The sequence below is a fragment of the Pseudomonas sp. JAI115 genome, from assembly GCF_014200835.1.
Taxonomy (GTDB): Bacteria; Pseudomonadota; Gammaproteobacteria; order Pseudomonadales; family Pseudomonadaceae; genus Aquipseudomonas; species Aquipseudomonas putida_A.
Genome location: NZ_JACHCY010000004.1, coordinates 186,625 through 203,420, shown reverse-complemented (window position 1 = coordinate 203,420; position 16,796 = coordinate 186,625). Strand labels below are relative to the sequence as shown.

The window sequence follows — 16,796 nt, the reverse complement described above, 5'->3', positions numbered from 1 at the left end:
CTTAAATTTAAGTGCACACCATCTCCTTGTAGTGGTCTAATGAAACCGGACACCCATTTAGGCGAGAATGCTCGTCAGATAGAGGTGTCTGATGACCAAACAACCCCGTACCTTTTCCGCTGAATTCAAACGCGAGGCCGCAGGCGTCGTGCTCGATCAATGCTACAGCCATATCGAAGCCTGTCGCTCACTCCGAGTGGTCGAGTCTGCATTGCGTCGCTGGGCCAACCAGCTTCAACAGGAGTGCAACGGTGTAACCCCACAGAGCAAAGCCCTGACGCCCGAGCAGCAGAAAATTCAGGAGCTGGAAGCCCGGATTGCCCGTCTTGAGCGGGAGAAATCTATTTTAAAAAAGGCTACCGCGCTCTTGATGTCAGAAGAACACGAGCGCATGCGCTAATTGATCAGCTGAGTGCGCGCGAGCAAGTTGAGTTACTTTGCGAACCCTTTGATGTACCGCGCTCGTGCTGCTACAGCCGTCGCTTCAGGCGATGAACTCCAGATGTTGAACGGATTCGATTACGCAGTCGGGTCAACGAATTGTTCACGCAAAGTCGAAGCTCTGCCGGCAGCCGCAGCCTTGTGTCGATGATGCAGGAAGATGGCGAGCAGATTGGCCGGTTCAAGGTGCGTGGTCTGGTGCGAGAACTGGGATTGATCAGCAAGCAACCGGGCTCGCATCCTTATAAAAAAGCGACGGTCGAGCGACCAGACATTCCGAATATTCTGAATCGAGAGTTCGATGTGCCTGCGCCCAATCAAGTCTGATGCGGCGACATTACCTACATCTGGGCGCAAGGAAAATGGCATTACCTGGCTGTGAGCAAACCGGATACGGGCTTGGTGATCAAGGCGCTGGACATGGCCTATGAGCAACGCGGCAAGTCCCAAGGCCTGCTGTTTCACTCGGATCAGGGCTCCCAATACGGCAGCCGACAATTTTGCCAGCGGCTCTGGCGGTATCGCATACGTCAGAGCATGAGTCGTGGAGGTAATTGCTACGATAACTCGCCTATGGAGTGTGTTTTGCGGAGTACCGACCGTTGGCTACATGACGGCCCAAGAAGCGCAGCGAGATATCAGTCATTATTTGATGCATCGCTACAACTGGATTCGGCCACACCAGTTCAACAACGGGCTACCACCAGCTCAGTCCGAAAAAAGACTTAAAGTCGTGTCCGGGATCAGTTGACCACTACACCTGGCCCTGCGGGGCTGGGTAGATGACTTCGCCGGACGCATAATGCTCAAGCTCATCCTCATGGCTTGAGTCCAGCGGAATAAAGCGTTCACTCACATAGAGAGGGCTAACGTCCAAAATATCTGCAAATCTGCGATCATTTGGACGGACTGCCTAGTTGGGTAATGGGATAAACTTTCTTGCCGTTTATCCGAGCCGCTAGCTCAATGCCATAGCCACGCCGAGGAGCTGCGCTTCGCGCGCCGTCAAGCATTAGCTGAGGCATCCCATATGGCGTCCCGAGCCTAAGCTGTAACTCGCATTCCTCTCCGCGAGTGGTGCTTGGTGTATCTGCCTAACGTCCCGCGCTCGGTCATATCTAGCAAGCGGACTGATCGCAATAGGCCGAAGATTTAGTTTTCTCGCAAATGCCAAGACATCAAGATTACGTTGATGCTCGATAGTTTTGCCATTCTCTTGCCGGCTGCGCTCTGCCGGCAGTAATAACGCTTGATCCAGCGTGAGGCGGCCTACATGCATCTTTTCAGCTTGACGCAGCAAAGCAGTCCCAACCCTCACGTCCCAGTAGGTTGGCTTTGCCCGATCCCAACGGTTTAACGATGCCTCTTCCCAGAGAAGGTCGAGAAGCCCGCCCAGGCGCATGGTGTCGCGTCGTACAGCTCGATCTCCGTGACGGGGGGCATTTGGCGGTGCATCATTTTCCACCTCAGATTTTGGGGCCTTCAATCCCCGGGCGAGGCTTACAGTTAACCCGCCATCCGCTCGGACATTAACTGCTTTTCGCGTATAGCCCTGCATACCTGACTGACCGCGACTCGGGCCATAGAACTGACAGTTGCGCCGATGATTATGATTGGTGTCTTGGTAACGAGCGAACACGTAGCCGGATCGAATACGTCTAATTGCCAGCTTACACTCATTGCCGTCGGAAAGGCAGTGACACATGGTATAGGTTTTCAAATGCGCCCTCTCCAAGGCTTGTTCCCATCGGTCTTCCGCTTGCTGTTTCGGGTAGAAGACAGCCTTGGTCTCCGCGATTTCAATTGGATATGTCTGAGACATTCTTCCTTCGGCTCAGAAAAAATTAATCCCCTGATATGCAGTGCACATCAGTGGGCGCCACGCTGGCTTACGCAAAGCTGAATTGGGCCGCAATTCCAATTTTCGCGCCAGAGTCGATGCCATCTGTGCCGGCACAAATATTCCCGCTGGATGCACTATTACCAGATCTAGCGGCAGGTTTTGCTCAGGTCTGACAGAGCGGCCTCAAGATCGAGGCGGTCAGCTTCCTGGGAGCTCTGAGCGAGGAGATCCTTCGCTGGTCGGTTCTCCTTAAGGGCATAGCTACCTACCATCAACGTGACTGGATGCACTCCTAACACGGGCGCGATGGTGTCCAATTTTTGAATGGTCGGAACGTAACGGCCTCTCTCAAGCGTGCTGATATATGTGCGACTGCTCACCGTCGCGAAATCTTCCTGGGTCAGCTTTTGCTTAACTCTCCCCCACTGCAAAATCTGACCGAATGCGCTTTTCAATTCCACTTTGCTGTTCCGCAAAGAGAAAGATAAGGCACCTTCTGAGTGGTATATGACATACAATGTATACTGTTCATTTGAAAGGGGTGCGGTATGTTTATCACCAACCGATGGGCAGAAGTGAATCGTTCCCATGCTTGGCTGGCCGAAGATCAGCAGGCTGGGCACTTCATAGAGCAACGGCTTTTTAGCGCCATGGCTCCACATCACCGTTACAAGGGAACGGGGAGAGGAATCGTGTGTTGAAGTCTTTTTTCTAGAGGACATGCGAACACTTGAGCAGTTCACGCGGATGGCTGTAGAGGGCGCGGCTGAGTTGTCGCTGCAGATCGTCACCCCTGGTTGGATGAATGGTAGCGGTGGATGGTCAATGGAGCCTTTGGAGGCTATTAATCAGAGTGAGGATGGCTTTCACAGGTGCTACACCGTTCAGAACGGCCGGCACTATTGCCAGCCTATTGCCAGCCTATTGGCAGCGATTGCCTTCGACATTGTTCTTTCCGAGAGCTTTACCGAAGAAAATAATAGGCTTGTCAGGTAGTGGCATCCTCGAAGTACTGTCTTGGATCAATCGAGTCTTCTGTCATGAGTTGAGCGGCTTTGATGATCGACTGAATCAGCCGATTGTTCTCCGCTCGCGCTTTTTCCAGCTGCGCTTCGAGAGCAAAAATCCTAGCACTTGTATTTCCCCGCCTGGAATTTTTAACATCTTTAAGATGGGCTAGGGTGGCTGCATATAATGATCGAATTTCTTGATCTCTCCACAGCGTCTGGCGACTGACAGCGACGTGCTGGGAAAGCCCTTTTTGTGTGAGTGGTCCCTGCATCCGGCCCTCTTTATACTCAGCGAGTATATATTTCGCCTGCTCCTTCCATTTTTTGTTCTGCTTCATGATGAGGCCTATTTAAATTTTGAGTAAGCGTCTAAGGCTGCCTTGCAGCTCGAAACCATATCAAACACAAATAACACATGCTGGTCGAATACATGGGTGCTATCTAGCTCAGACTTAATGCTAGTTGTGATATCTGCCTCGTTGTCTAAAATGATCTTCAAAATCCGCTCGTATTCAAGGAGTAAGTTCTCAATAGCAGTCCTCGCCTCCAGATCATCAGGGTTCAAATGAAATGATTTACACCCGGCGTCTGTGCCGAAGCCTCTGATACACATGAGGCCCCTGTCACACGGGCTAATGTAGAGCTCACGCGAGCATCCGCCCCATGGCGTTAGATTAAGAATGTTTAACTTCTCGATGATCATTGCTTCAATTAGGTCATCAGCGATGAACTCCTCCCGCCATCGGATGACCAGCTTGCCCAAAAAATCTTGGGGAGGATTATTGGTCAAGTAAAGCGATCTTACATACTCTGCTCTTTCTTTAGCGGTACGATAGTCATATTGACGACTCTGTCGCGGAGTGCGCCCCATCCAAAGGTCTACAGCTGCTTCGGATGGTCCTGCGCGAAGAATAGCTGTGGTAACCCAGCGGCGGATCTGATGAGGCGTGATGGAGAATGTTTTTCCGTCTCGGTCTCTCAGGTCAAGACGTTGAAAAATTGTGCTCTTCGAGGAGTTTGAAGAGAGGTAGTTATAAAAATCGGCTCTGGAAAGGGGGCGCGGGATGATGCCTTGCTCAGATACGGAGTTAAAATGGTTTTCCCAGATAACTATCAGGTTGTCGCTCAGTTTGTTAGGGTATCCATTGGTCGTGTGCTTAGCATAGTAAGGTGCTTCTTCGCCTAAATCGGGCATTACAAACTGTTCGTCAAAATGGCGCTGTAAGTGAAAGCGGTACTTTTTTTCTAGAGCCCGCTTGAGCAGTCGGATATCTATGACCAAAGATGGCACTCCGGCTCCAGCGCCTCTCCTAGATAGCATGACATCTCTAATATGAGCCCACCGACTTTTGATATTTAAAAGCTGGACGTATGAAGGTTTGGCGCCTGGTTTAAAGAGCCCGCTTTGTACCATTTCTTTCAGTAAGGTGCGCAGGGAATCAATAAACCATTTGCTTTTGTTAACTGACGGTTTTGAAGCGTTGGTGTAAACTCCTATATCAAGCACTGAAACACTGTAGCAATTTTTCTTGTACTTATTGAGGTAGTCTGACCAGTCCCATTTGCGCATGCGTTCGTCTACCCAAACCGCAAAGCGTGCTGCCGTTATTCTAGGGAGTTCAATGCCGCAGCTATGAAATCGACCGCCGCTATAAAGCTCTTTACTGGATATCGGAAAACACTCTGATATTTCGTCCACAAAATAATGGTGCTCTACTGGTAAGTCCAGCGCTGTGATCTGATCTACAGCACCGGGTTCTAGAGGATGCTTGGCTCGGTAGTCTGCAAGCATCTTTTCTACAAAAGAAAAACCATTTGTCTCGATATCAAGGGCTCTTTCTCTTGCCTCCTGACAAGCCGTGAGCAAATATTCATAGGCTTCCGTAAGAGGGGCGGTCCATAATTCCGCTACTGGCACCGCAGCAGGGATAGGGTTCTTTTCAATAGGGACCCGCACGAAAGTTGTATGAGTATCGTAGTCTTGAAAGAGGCAGTTCGCCGGTAAGTTCGTGATCTCACCAACCCTCAAACCAAGTGCCATACCAAAGCAAATTGCTTCCAGGCGAACTCTGTCGAAGCCAGGGGTTGGTTCAAGACTTGGATCGTTTTTGATAAGCCACCTAGCTTGCGCTATTCCCTGGTGCAAATTCGGAGAGAATAGGGTTTCTTCTCGATTGTTGAATTCTTGTGACGTAAGTTCTAGTGCGCTGTGGGTCGGGTTAGGTACTCCGGTTTTCCAATTGATGAACCGGTCAAGGAGTCGAAGCGGCGTCCCACCGTTGGTTGTGCTCAAGTTGTTGAGGAAATCTAGAAAGGCCTTCAGGGCATTCGCTCGATGATATACTGTAGACTCAGAATGATGTTGCTTAATTGAGTCCACAGTACGGTCGAAGAGTTTACGAGTAATGCCGCTCCATTCAGTGTTACAACTATCCATTACGGCGGAAAGATGCCTGATCGCTGCCATATGTCCTATCAGGAGCGCCGCTGACGGCCGTTTAAGCATTTCTTTAGCTATAAAACAGCGAGCGAGCTTTCCCGTTACCGTCGGAAGAATTGGCTGATCTTGGATCCTTTTTTGCAAAGAGCCGAGAGATGTAAACGGGATATTGCTCGATCGGTATTGCCATACCTTACCCTCAAAATCTCCGGCGACTAAACCGCTAGATTTGAGTTCTACAAATTGCTGATGAGCAAGTTTGTAGCGTTCTTCCAGAACCGTCATGCACATGCTCAATTGCCTAGCTCCTTCACTGCGATTATTACCGCCTGGGCGCCATGTATTGCTGCTTCGACTTGCTGGGCCATGGCGCCCGTAGAGGTGTTCCCAAGCATCTGCTGAAATTTAGTAATGTCAGCTAGAGCCGCTTCATGATCAGCATGACGGCCGGGCCTGAATTTGGGGCATGCATAGCAAGTCACAGTAGGATGGAAAGGACATGGCTCGGTCAAGCTGCACAGCCCTAAGCTGCTGATAGACGTTAATGCAGATCTATCAGTAGTTTTATCCGTAAACTTGCCGTTCCACATCTGAACTGCCGAGTTGATTTCGGGGCTCGCCATATGAGTCGTATTGATAAACTCTTGAAGTTCCAGATTGTAGCGAAAATAATGTTTTATGGAGTTTAGATTTATATGGTCTAAAGCTTCCGCGACTTCGTCGGGAGATGCTCCAGATAAAACCATGGAAGTTCCTTTGGTTCGACGAAGTCGGTATGCGGAAATTCGCATGAAGGGTGCTGTGTCGTTAGAGCTTCTGTGCGGATTAAACAGCTTAAGCGACCAAGTGAGCGATGTTAATTCATAGCTCAACCGGTGATTGTCTTGGTGTAGCGTGAATGGCGTCAATTTTGGATTCGATAGGAATCGCAGGAGACGAGTCTCAGATCTATAGGCTGAAGGAAACAATGGAATGGGCAATACGGGGGAGCTGATGCCATGTTTAGCGCATAATCTCTCAATTTCTTCGGATGCAGCTCTACATTGGTGTTCCGCAAAGGCACACTGTTGCTTTACAGCTTCAGCAGTATCCTTGGAAATGTAACGCTTTACTAGGTTGCTCGGATGCCTCCTAAGCCTTGAGCGTCGAATACCTTTCACGCTTGGTACCCTGACAAAAGCGCCACTCTCATCTAAGTCAAAGTCTGTGACCTGCATGAGGGCTAGTTATATTGGACGAATGCCCCAGTCGCGACAAAGCAGAAAAAGGGTTCGCTGTGCATGTGTTACATGCTCATTGATTAAAATGTTCATTTCAATATGCGTGAGTTGTACCCGAGTAAAGGGGCCGAAGTCATCATCTCGCATCGTCACTAGGTGTTTGTTATTGAATGCCTTTACAGTGAGCTGCGATAACTCAAGGCTGTCGTACTCAGTGAAGCCTGAAACGTCCTCATCCAGGCACCACCGATAGAATACACGGAGGGCAACTAACTCATCGTTGCGGCCTAATGCTTTTAGACGAATACATTCGCGTACGGCAATAGACGACAGTTGATCTCCAATGGACTCTGCGTCAACGCCCGGGAACTGATGGGGAGCTAAGATTCGCTGAACGACGATCAATGGTCTAAGGTCAATGTGGGTTTGGATTCGATCAATAAACCATCCTCTGAGCAGCCACTCTACTAACAAGTTGCCGTGTAGCGGGTGGCCCCATACGATATTCATCGGTGCGCGCCCAATTATTTCGATTGTTAGCTTTTCAAACCATGCATTAGCGTTGCGTAATTTTATTGTCTGACCGAAAGTGGACTGCACCGTGAAAGGGAAGGCTTCAGCCTCAATGCCAAGGTGTCTTTCTATTTCCTCAGTTAAATCCGTTGGCGAAAGTTTAGTCATCGTTATTACCTCGTGATTTTCTAATTTCGGATTCTCTCAAGAGTTCTCCAAGACGGTCCGATATTGCTTGTCGCGAATAGCTCTGAACGCTCTGGCCGTTCGGACTCCAACCTCCCAGGTAGGCTAGGGCATCGTTCACATTGATGCTGGGAACACGACTATTCTCAAGTTTTTTGCGGGCTATATTTGCTCCCGTCGATCTCAGTCCATGTGGATGAATCCGCTTCGAGGACTTAATTAGGCTGAGAATGCCTGCAACGATTCTGAGAATCGTATTTATCGTTCGAGCAGAGAGTCGTCGACCGTCACGCGAGCTGACGAAGAGTGCGGTGCAAGGTCGTTTCGGTTTGAGTAGTTTGGCGCGATTATTAGAAATGTAGTCGCCCAGGACAGCGGCCAGCGACGCCGATATCGGAACTATGCGTCCGCGTGTCTTTAGGCTCGCCCCGTCATTTCTTCGCTCCCTATTAACGTCGCTTGGACGTTTGATGCGGATTGTAGGAGTGCGCCCTAGCTCAACGTCGTCTAATTCTATGAGGACCGCTTCGCCGCGCCTGGCAAGTGTTTCAAGCATTACCAAAAAAAGGCAGTAGTTACGGGCTTGTGTTTGTGTGCTTTTAAAGGGATTTTTCGAATTTCCGGGACTTAGAATATCCATGACTAGAGCTTGTTCGCTTGAGTCAAGCGGGGTAGCAGGTAACGATGGTTCTGATTGTTGCGCGATCTTGATGATTTTTTTTTTAAGGTGTTGCAGATTTTTATTTTTGTTTTTCTCCGCTTGGATTTGCTCTAGAAGGCTCAACCGATTGAGCTCTACATAGTGCTCAAAGGAGAAATCTATGTATGATTTTATGGCTTCGAATCGTCGTTTACATGTCGCTTGGCTCGCTCCGGCACCGCGCTTGGTGGAGCAGAGGCGTTCAGCCAGCGAAGTTAGCTCCGTGGAGCTGAAGACTGCGAAGCGCTCAAGCTTTCGCTCTAGGGAGGAGTCTCGGCTAAGACCCCACTCATAGGCGATTGCAATGTCACGTAGGTAGTTTTCGACGGTATTGAGACGTGATTTGTGCAGCAAATCTTCGGCCCATAGGTTTGCTAAGATTACTGGCACCCCATCCACCAACAGGTAAGGCCTGAGGCGATTGGAAGCGGTCCGGATCATTCGGATTTCGCAGTAAGGCATGTCGGGCATCACTAGCTCCACCTCTGCAACGTTTCCAAACATATACCATAACTGCCACAACCACCCGTCGGGGAACAGCGATCCGAGCCAGGCGGATCGACAACTGACCAAGCGCTTGCAGAAGGCTCTGGACCTGATTGATGTACGGGTGCTGGATCACTTCATCATTGGCGACGGCGAGCCGCTGTCGATGGCGGAGTGTGGCTGGATGTAGCTTTCAACAACAAACACCAACCCCTGTGGGAGCGGGCTTGCTCGCGAAGGCGATGTGTCAGTCACTAAAAATGTTGGCTGATCCGACGCCTTCGCGAGCGAGCCCGCTCCCACAGGGGGCTGTGTTGTGGAAGGTTATTTCAGGTTGACCTTGGAGTAGTCCTGCCGCCCGAACGGGCTCACCGAGTAACCCTGCACATCCTTGCGCGTCAGCGCATAAGCGGTCGGGTGCGCCAGCGGCAGCCACAGCGCCTGCTGCTGAATCTGCGCCTGCGCCTGTTCGTACAGCTTGGTGCGTACGCCTTGTTCGCTGGTGGTCTTGCCGGCGCTGATCAGTTTGTCCAGGTCGGCATTGCAGTAGCGGGCGAAGTTGGTGCCGGACTTGACCGCCGCGCAGGAAAACTGCGGCGTGAGGAAGTTATCCGGGTCGCCGTTGTCGCCGGCCCAGCCCATGAACAGCAGGTCATGCTCGCCAGCCTTGGCGCGGCGAATCAGTTCGCCCCACTCGATCACGCGGATTTCCGCCTGAATGCCGATTTCCGCCAGATCCGATTGCAGCAATTGCGCGCCCAGACTCGGATTCGGGTTGAGCAGGCTGCCGGACGGACGCGTCCAGATGGTGGTCTGGAAGCCGTCCTTGAGTCCGGCCTTGGCCAGCAACGCCTTGGCTTTGGCCACGTCGTGCGGATAGCCCGGCAGGTTCTTCGCGTAGCTCCAGGTGTTCGGCGGGTAAGGGCCGTTGGCGGGTTCGGCGGTGTCTTCGAACACGGCTTTGACGTAGTTGGCCTTGTCGAAGGCGAGGTTGATCGCCTGGCGCACTTCCGGCTTGTCCAGCGGTGGATGCTGGCTGTTGATGCCGACGAAAGCGGTCATGAAGGCGTCAGTCTTTTCCACTTTCAGCGTCGGCTCTTCCTGCGCAGCCTTCACGTCCAGCGGTTTCGGCGACAGGGCGATCTGGCACTCGTTGCGCCGCAGCTTTTGCAGGCGCACGTTGGCGTCCGGGGTGATGGCGAAGATCAGCGGGTCGACCGCCGGCTTGCCGCCGAAATAGTCCGGGTTGGCCTTGTAGCGCACAGAGGCGTCTTTCTGGAAGCGTGTGAACACGAACGGACCGGTGCCGATCGGCTGGCTGTTGAGCTTGTCGGTGGCGTCGGCCTTGAGCAGCTTGTCGGCGTATTCGGCGGAATAGATGGAGGCGAAGCCCATGCTCAGGGTCGCGAGGAACGTCGAGTCCGGGTGGTCGAGGGTAAAGCGCACGGTCAGCGGGTCAAGCGCGTCGATCTTCTTGATCAGCGCCGGCAACTGCATGGACTGGGCGTGCGGAAAGCCGCTTTGCGCCACTTTGTGCCATGGGTTGGCCGGATCGAGCATGCGGTCGAAGCTGAATTTGACGTCTTCGGCGCTCAGGGTACGGGTCGGCTTGAAATAGTCAGTGCTGTGAAACTTCACCTGCGGGTGCAGCTTGAACACATAAGTCAGGCCGTCGGTGCTGACTTCCCAGCTGTCGGCCAGGCTCGGCACGACTTTGCCGCTGGCGGTGTCGAAGTCGACCAGGCGATTCATCAGCACATCGGCCGAGGCATTGGTGGTGGTCAGCGAGTTGTATTGCACCACGTCGAACCCTTCAGGGCTGGCCTCGGTGCACACGCTCAGGGCGGCAGCCTGGGCCAGGGGGCTCAGCAGAAGCGGGGCGAGCAACAGGGGTAGGGCAGCGAGGCGCATGGTCGGCTTCCTTTACAGATCGAAGGCCATCTGCAGGTGCAGTCTGGAAAAGGGTTACCCTAGAGGGCTGGATTGCAAATGACTATCCCCTTTTTGCATTTTTGGGGCAGCCCAGTGACGTTTTTCAGACCACGGTGCACGAGGAAAAGTCGAAAACGTCTGTTAGAGCGGTTTTCTGCGACGAGTGGTCAAAACTCGCCTCAGCCTTTATCCAAAGCGTCTGCAGGCGGAAAGTGCGCCTTTTTACCGGTCGATTGCACATCCATTGTTGTTGCACCCCGGTCTTTCTGGTATAAAGCAGCGCTCTTTTCTAGGGGCCCGGTTCCTTCACTGTAGGTGTAGCCGGTAAGACCTCTAAAGAAACGCGGCGCCTGGCGCCAAATGACTGAGAGATTAAGCGGCCAACCCATGCCGGGTTGGGCATGTGGTTTTAGAGGGCTGAGGCATGTCGAGAGTATGTCAAGTTACCGGTAAGGGTCCGGTAACCGGGAATAACATTTCCCACGCAAACAACAAAACCCGTCGTCGTTTCCTGCCGAACCTGCAGCATCACCGCTTCTGGGTTGAAGAAGAGAAACGTTTTGTGCGTCTGCGCGTATCTGCCAAAGGCATGCGCATCATCGACAAGCGTGGCATCAGTGTCGTGCTCGCCGAACTTCGCCGCGATGGCAAGATTTAAGGGAGCTAATCATGCGTGAATTGATTCGTTTGATCTCGAGCGCCGGTACTGGTCACTTCTACACTACCGACAAGAACAAGCGTACTACCCCGGACAAAATCGAGATCAAGAAATATGATCCGGTTGTTCGCAAGCACGTGATCTACAAGGAAGGCAAAATCAAGTAATTGATTTTTCCCGACTTACGAAAAAGGCCCGTATCGTGAGATGCGGGCCTTTTTTGTTGCCTGGAGTTTTGTGCTGACTGTTGCGACGCTTTCGCGAGCAGGCTCGCTCCCACAATGGAATGCGGTCGAATGTGGGAGCGAGCCTGCTCGCGAAGGGGCCGGTAATATCAGCGAAAGACTCAGGCCTTCTGTTCAAAGATCACATAGATCTTGCGGCAAGCCTCCAGCACTTCCCAGGTACCACGGAAGCCGGCCGGAATCACAAAGCGGTCGCCAACACGCAAGGTCTTGGCATTGCCATCGCTGTCACGCAGCACCGAAACCCCTTGCAGGATTTCGCAGTATTCGTGCTCGGTGTAGTTCACCATCCACTGACCCACCGCACCTTCCCACACGCCGACACCCATTTGCCCACAAGGGCTGTCGTACTGGTTGAACACCGCTTGCTCGGGATCGCCCTTGAGCACTTTGGCCGGATCCGGGCGATAGCGTTCGGCTTCGCTGCTGGTCAGGCTGATATCGACGACGTTCTGGATGTTCATTGTTGTTTTCTCCCGTGATGACGGCGCGGTGGCTTGAAAGGGCCAAAGTCTATGTTTATTAAAATGAACACCGCAAGGGCGTATGGCGCGCTTATGTCAAATATATTGAAACAACCCCGGCCGCTGGTTTAGGGTGGCGGGTGCCTTGGGCCGAAAAGCAGGCTGGCCGGGCAGCATTCCTGAAGACGACCGCGAAGAACGCGGCGCTCTATTCAACAAGAGGAGGACACTCGAATGACCACCCTGACTCGTGCCGATTGGGAACAACGTGCTCGCGACCTGAAGATCGAAGGCCGCGCCTACCTCAACGGTGAATACACCGACGCCGTCTCCGGCGAAACCTTCGAGTGCATCAGCCCGGTCGATGGCCGTCTGCTGGGCAAGATCGCCAGCTGTGACGCCGCCGACGCCCAGCGCGCCGTGGAAAACGCCCGCGCCACCTTCAATTCCGGCGTGTGGTCGCGCCTGGCGCCGACCAAACGCAAAGCCACCATGATTCGTTTCGCCAGCTTGCTCAAGCAGCACGCTGAAGAGCTGGCGCTGCTCGAAACCCTCGACATGGGTAAACCGATCAGCGATTCGCTGTACATCGACGTGCCGGGCGCGGCGCAAGCGCTGAGCTGGAGCGGTGAGGCGATCGACAAGATCTACGACGAAGTCGCCGCCACGCCGCACGATCAACTGGGTCTGGTGACCCGCGAGCCGGTGGGCGTTGTCGGCGCCATCGTGCCGTGGAACTTCCCGCTGATGATGGCTTGCTGGAAACTCGGCCCGGCGCTGTCGACCGGTAACTCGGTGATCCTCAAACCGTCGGAAAAATCCCCGCTGACCGCCATCCGCATCGCTGCGCTGGCGGTTGAGGCCGGTATCCCGAAAGGCGTGCTCAACGTGCTGCCGGGCTATGGTCACACCGTCGGCAAGGCGCTGGCGCTGCACAATGACGTCGACACGCTGGTGTTCACCGGTTCGACCAAGATCGCCAAGCAACTGATGATCTACTCCGGCGAATCGAACATGAAGCGCGTGTGGCTGGAAGCCGGCGGCAAGAGCCCGAATATCGTCTTCGCCGATGCTCCGGACCTGCAAGCCGCTGCCGAATCCGCCGCCAGCGCCATCGCCTTCAACCAGGGCGAAGTCTGCACCGCCGGTTCGCGTCTGCTGGTCGAACGCTCGATCAAGGACAAATTCCTGCCGATGGTGATCGAGGCGCTGAAAGCCTGGAAGCCGGGCAATCCGCTGGACCCGGCAACCAATGTCGGTGCGCTGGTCGATACCCAGCAGATGAACACCGTGCTGTCGTACATCGAATCCGGTCACACCGACGGCGCCAAACTGGTGGCGGGCGGCAAGCGCATCCTCCAGGAAACCGGTGGCACTTACGTCGAGCCGACGATTTTCGACGGTGTGAGCAACGCGATGAAGATCGCTCAGGAAGAGATTTTCGGCCCGGTGCTGTCGGTCATCGCCTTCGATACCGCCGAAGAAGCGATCCAGATCGCCAACGACACGCCGTACGGCCTGGCCGCTGCGGTATGGACTCAGGACATCTCCAAGGCGCACCTGACTGCCAAAGCACTGCGCGCCGGCAGCGTGTGGGTCAACCAGTACGACGGCGGCGACATGACCGCACCGTTCGGCGGCTTCAAGCAGTCGGGCAACGGTCGCGACAAGTCGCTGCACGCGTTCGACAAATACACCGAGCTGAAGGCGACGTGGATCAAGCTGTAAGCCGTTAGCGGGAGCCTGATTCGTTCAGGCTCCCGAACTTACGGAGATCCCCTGTGGGAGCGGGCTTGCTCGCGAAAGCGGTGTATCAGTCAGCACATCTGCTGAATGTGAAATCGTTTTCGCGAGCAAGCCCGCTCCCACAGTGGTTTTGTGGTGCATATAAGAATATCCACAGGAGCGTGGACCATGCGTTGGGCGACGTATTTCGCCGTGTTGGCGTCTGTCTTGAGTGTCGGCCTGGCCCTGGGGGTCAGCATGCCGCTGGTGTCGTTGCGTCTGGAGAGCTGGGGTTACGGCTCTTTCGCCATCGGCGTGATGGCGGCGATGCCGGCGATTGGCGTATTGCTGGGCGCGAAGATTTCCAGTCATCTGGCGGCACGTCTCGGCACCGCGAACCTGATGCGCCTGTGCCTGTGGGCCGGGGCGTTGTCGATCGGCTTGCTCGCGCTGTTGCCGAGTTATCCGGTCTGGCTGGTGCTGCGCCTGATGATCGGGGTGATCCTGACCATCGTATTCATCCTCGGCGAGAGCTGGATCAATCAACTGGTCATCGAACACTGGCGCGGTCGTCTGGTCGCTCTGTATGGCAGCAGCTATGCGCTGAGCCAACTGTCTGGTCCGCTGCTGCTGGGTGCGCTAGGCACTGAGCATGATTATGGTTTCTGGGTCGGTGTCGGGTTGCTGACGGTTTCGCCTTTGCTGTTGATGGGTCGCAGCGGTGCGCCGAGCAGTGAAGCCAGCAGTGTGACGTTCAGCGATCTGTGGGGGTTTGCCCGGGAGCTGCCGGCGATTGCCTGGGCGGTGTCACTGTTCGCTGCGTTTGAAGCGATGATCCTCACGCTGTTGCCGGTGTATTGCCTGCAACAGGGCTTCACCGCCGAGATTGCGTTGGCGATGGTCAGCACGGTGGTGGTCGGCGACGCACTGTTGCAACTGCCGATCGGCGCGCTGGCGGATTACCTGTCGCGGCGCACGTTGTTCGCCGGTTGCGCAGTGATCCTGATGCTGTCGAGTCTGGCGATTCCGCTGTCGATCGACACGCTGCTGATCTGGCCGTTGTGGGTGTTGTTCGGCGCCAGTGCGGGCGGGTTGTTCACCTTGTCACTGATCCTGATCGGCGAGCGTTATCGCGACGATGCGCTGGTGCGGGCCAATGCGCACATTGCGCAGCTGTGGGGTGTCGGCTGTCTGATCGGGCCGTTGCTGGCGGGGGCGGGCAGTCAGTGGATCAGCGGGCATGCGTTGCCGTTGTTGATGGCGGCGGGGGCGTTTGGATTGGTGATTCTACTGATGCGTCAGGGGGCATTCGGCACCGAACCACAGACTGCTTGAATACTTCCCTGTGGGAGCGCATACAAATGCGATTACAACATCCGCTCAAGACCGACAGTGGTGCTGAACCACGCGTTGAAGCGCCGCCACCAACTCCCCGGTTCCTTGCTCAGCGTGTGCATTTGGCCGTTGTCCTCGGTCACCCAGACGATCTCGCCATCCTGCAGTTTCGCCTGATAACTCAGGGCCGGCGCCATGCCTTGCAGCGCCAGTTCGCGCACGTGTTCGGCCAGTTCCGGGCTGTCCACCAGCACCCCGACTTCGGTGTTCCACAGCACTGAGCGCGGATCGAAGTTGAACGAGCCGATGAACGCTTTCTGCCGATCGAAAATCATCGCCTTGCTGTGCAGGCTGGAATCCGAACCACGGAAAGACTTGCTGTAAAACAGGTGCGGGCCACTGCCATAGTTATCCCCAGGCTGACGGCGCAGCTCATACAGTTTTACCCCGTGCTCCAGCAGCGCCTTGCGATACGGCGCATAACCGCCGTGCACCGCCGGCACATCGGTGGCTTCCAGCGAGTTGGTCAGCAGGCTCACCGAGACCCCGGCGTCGGCGCGCCCGGTCAGGTACACCAGCCCCGGCTGGCCGGGCACAAAGTACGCCGAGATCATGATCAGCTCTTTGCTGACGCCGCGCAGCTCCGGCGCCAGTTGCGTGGTCAGCAGCAGTTGCGGGTCCGGTTCGTCCTTGGCCAGCACTTTGCTCGGCGCATCCCACAGCGCCTGGTTCCAGGCCCAGATCAGTTCCTTGCGCCAGATGTCCATGCGTGGCGCGGTCTTGAACGTCATCAACTGTTGATACAGCGCGTGATTCTGTTTACGGGTTTCATCCAGCGACTCTTCCAGACGCGTGCGGGTGTTCTGCAGGTCTTTGGCGCTTGGTTTACTGGAGAGGAATTCGTCGATCGGCTTGCTCAGCGCGCTATTCCAGTACTGGTCGAAACTGTGCCCGAGCTGCTCTGCCACCGGGCCGACGCTGAGCATGTCGATGTCGGTGAAATTCAGGTTTGGCTCGGCATCGAAATATTCGTCGCCCAGATTGCGCCCGCCAACGATGGCCACGCTGTTGTCCGCCAGGAACAGTTTGTTGTGCATGCGCCGGTGTTGCAGCGACAGGTTGAACAAGCGTCCGGCGGCGCGGGTCACGCCGGTGCTGCGGCCCAGGTGCAGCGGATTGAACAGGCGGATCTGGATCTGTGGATGCGCCGCCAGCGTGGCGATGATCGTGTCGAGGCCGTCGCTGGTGGTGTCGTCGAGCAGGATGCGTACGCGCACGCCGCGGTCGGCGGCCTTGAGCAGTTCCTCCACCAGCATCCGCGTGCTGACGCCGTCATGGACGATGTAGTACTGCAAGTCGAGGCTGGTTTGCGCATTGCGAATCAGCTCGGCGCGGGCGGTGAAGGCTTCTGTGCTGTTGGACAGCAAGCGGAAGCCGGAACGGCCCTGCCAGGGCGCTGCCTGGGTCTGAATCGAGCGACCGAATGCGGAGCCCGCGGCCGGCAACGCCTGGCTGGGTTCGCGCGGCGCATCGAGGGTGGCGCAACCACTGGCCAACGAACACAACACACAGACAGCGAGCAATTTTTTTCCGGGTTG

Annotated in this window: 14 protein-coding genes and 2 pseudogenes; 6 read left to right on the top strand and 10 right to left on the bottom strand. The window is 54.8% G+C overall.

Features of this window, described 5'->3' with window-relative positions; all coding sequences use genetic code 11:
* Window positions 1-91: 91 nt before the first annotated feature.
* Window positions 92-1,192, top strand: a pseudogene (locus tag HDC30_RS11755) (IS3 family transposase).
* 261 nt (window positions 1,193-1,453) lie between these two features.
* Here HDC30_RS11755 and HDC30_RS11750 read toward each other — a convergent pair.
* From HDC30_RS11750 to HDC30_RS11725, 7 genes are all read right to left on the bottom strand, one after another.
* The gene (locus HDC30_RS11750; protein ID WP_183783051.1) at window positions 1,454-2,263 is read right to left on the bottom strand and encodes a DUF1173 family protein; all 810 of its coding nucleotides are present in this window, start codon (window positions 2,261-2,263) and stop codon (window positions 1,454-1,456) included.
* A 167-nt stretch (window positions 2,264-2,430) separates the two neighbouring features.
* Window positions 2,431-2,745 (bottom strand): helix-turn-helix domain-containing protein, encoded by a 315-nt coding sequence (locus HDC30_RS11745; RefSeq protein WP_183783515.1) that lies wholly within the window; start codon window positions 2,743-2,745, stop codon window positions 2,431-2,433.
* A gap of 527 nt (window positions 2,746-3,272) precedes the next feature.
* Window positions 3,273-3,632 (bottom strand): hypothetical protein, encoded by a 360-nt coding sequence (locus HDC30_RS11740; protein WP_183783049.1) that lies wholly within the window; start codon window positions 3,630-3,632, stop codon window positions 3,273-3,275.
* An 8-nt stretch (window positions 3,633-3,640) separates the two neighbouring features.
* Window positions 3,641-6,019, bottom strand: a complete 2,379-nt coding sequence (locus tag HDC30_RS11735; RefSeq protein ID WP_183783047.1) for a hypothetical protein — start codon at window positions 6,017-6,019, stop codon at window positions 3,641-3,643.
* A gap of 8 nt (window positions 6,020-6,027) precedes the next feature.
* Window positions 6,028-6,480: a hypothetical protein gene (locus HDC30_RS29145; RefSeq protein WP_260319907.1), complete on the bottom strand. Its 453-nt coding sequence runs from the start codon at window positions 6,478-6,480 to the stop codon at window positions 6,028-6,030.
* Between the two features lie 480 nt (window positions 6,481-6,960).
* Window positions 6,961-7,635, bottom strand: a complete 675-nt coding sequence (locus HDC30_RS29140) for a hypothetical protein (protein WP_260319906.1) — start codon at window positions 7,633-7,635, stop codon at window positions 6,961-6,963.
* Window positions 7,628-8,824, bottom strand: a complete 1,197-nt coding sequence (locus HDC30_RS11725; protein WP_183783045.1) for a tyrosine-type recombinase/integrase — start codon at window positions 8,822-8,824, stop codon at window positions 7,628-7,630. Before HDC30_RS11725 ends, HDC30_RS29140 begins: the two co-directional genes overlap by 8 nt.
* A gap of 46 nt (window positions 8,825-8,870) precedes the next feature.
* On the opposite strand from HDC30_RS11725, the pseudogene HDC30_RS11720 reads away from it, so the two are divergent.
* A pseudogene (locus tag HDC30_RS11720) lies at window positions 8,871-9,029 on the top strand (JAB domain-containing protein); the annotation flags it as partial.
* Window positions 9,030-9,163: 134 nt separating this feature from the next.
* Here HDC30_RS11720 and HDC30_RS11715 read toward each other — a convergent pair.
* On the bottom strand, window positions 9,164-10,750 hold the full coding sequence (locus HDC30_RS11715) for an ABC transporter substrate-binding protein (protein ID WP_096796086.1): 1,587 nt from the start codon (window positions 10,748-10,750) through the stop codon (window positions 9,164-9,166).
* 445 nt (window positions 10,751-11,195) lie between these two features.
* On the opposite strand from HDC30_RS11715, the gene rpmB reads away from it, so the two are divergent.
* Together rpmB and rpmG are read left to right on the top strand one after the other, a co-directional pair.
* Complete coding sequence (gene rpmB / locus HDC30_RS11710) at window positions 11,196-11,429, top strand: 50S ribosomal protein L28 (RefSeq protein WP_003229474.1); 234 nt, start codon at window positions 11,196-11,198, stop codon at window positions 11,427-11,429.
* A gap of 11 nt (window positions 11,430-11,440) precedes the next feature.
* Window positions 11,441-11,596, top strand: coding sequence for a 50S ribosomal protein L33 (gene rpmG, locus HDC30_RS11705; RefSeq protein WP_003177274.1), 156 nt, complete (start codon window positions 11,441-11,443; stop codon window positions 11,594-11,596).
* 179 nt (window positions 11,597-11,775) lie between these two features.
* Here rpmG and HDC30_RS11700 read toward each other — a convergent pair whose 3' ends face one another.
* Window positions 11,776-12,138 carry a cupin domain-containing protein gene (locus HDC30_RS11700; protein ID WP_096796087.1) on the bottom strand — a complete coding sequence of 121 codons (363 nt, stop codon included), beginning with the start codon at window positions 12,136-12,138 and terminating at the stop codon, window positions 11,776-11,778.
* A gap of 234 nt (window positions 12,139-12,372) precedes the next feature.
* Here HDC30_RS11700 and HDC30_RS11695 point away from each other — a divergent pair, with 234 nt between their 5' ends.
* On the top strand, window positions 12,373-13,866 hold the full coding sequence (locus tag HDC30_RS11695) for an aldehyde dehydrogenase (protein ID WP_047596781.1): 1,494 nt from the start codon (window positions 12,373-12,375) through the stop codon (window positions 13,864-13,866).
* Window positions 13,867-14,052: 186 nt separating this feature from the next.
* A complete protein-coding gene (locus HDC30_RS11690; RefSeq protein ID WP_183783043.1) occupies window positions 14,053-15,198 on the top strand; it encodes an MFS transporter in 1,146 nt (381 codons plus the stop codon).
* Between the two features lie 32 nt (window positions 15,199-15,230).
* On the opposite strand, the gene HDC30_RS11685 is transcribed toward HDC30_RS11690, so the two are convergent.
* Window positions 15,231-16,781: a phospholipase D family protein gene (locus HDC30_RS11685; protein WP_221303400.1), complete on the bottom strand. Its 1,551-nt coding sequence runs from the start codon at window positions 16,779-16,781 to the stop codon at window positions 15,231-15,233.
* Window positions 16,782-16,796: the final 15 nt, after the last annotated feature.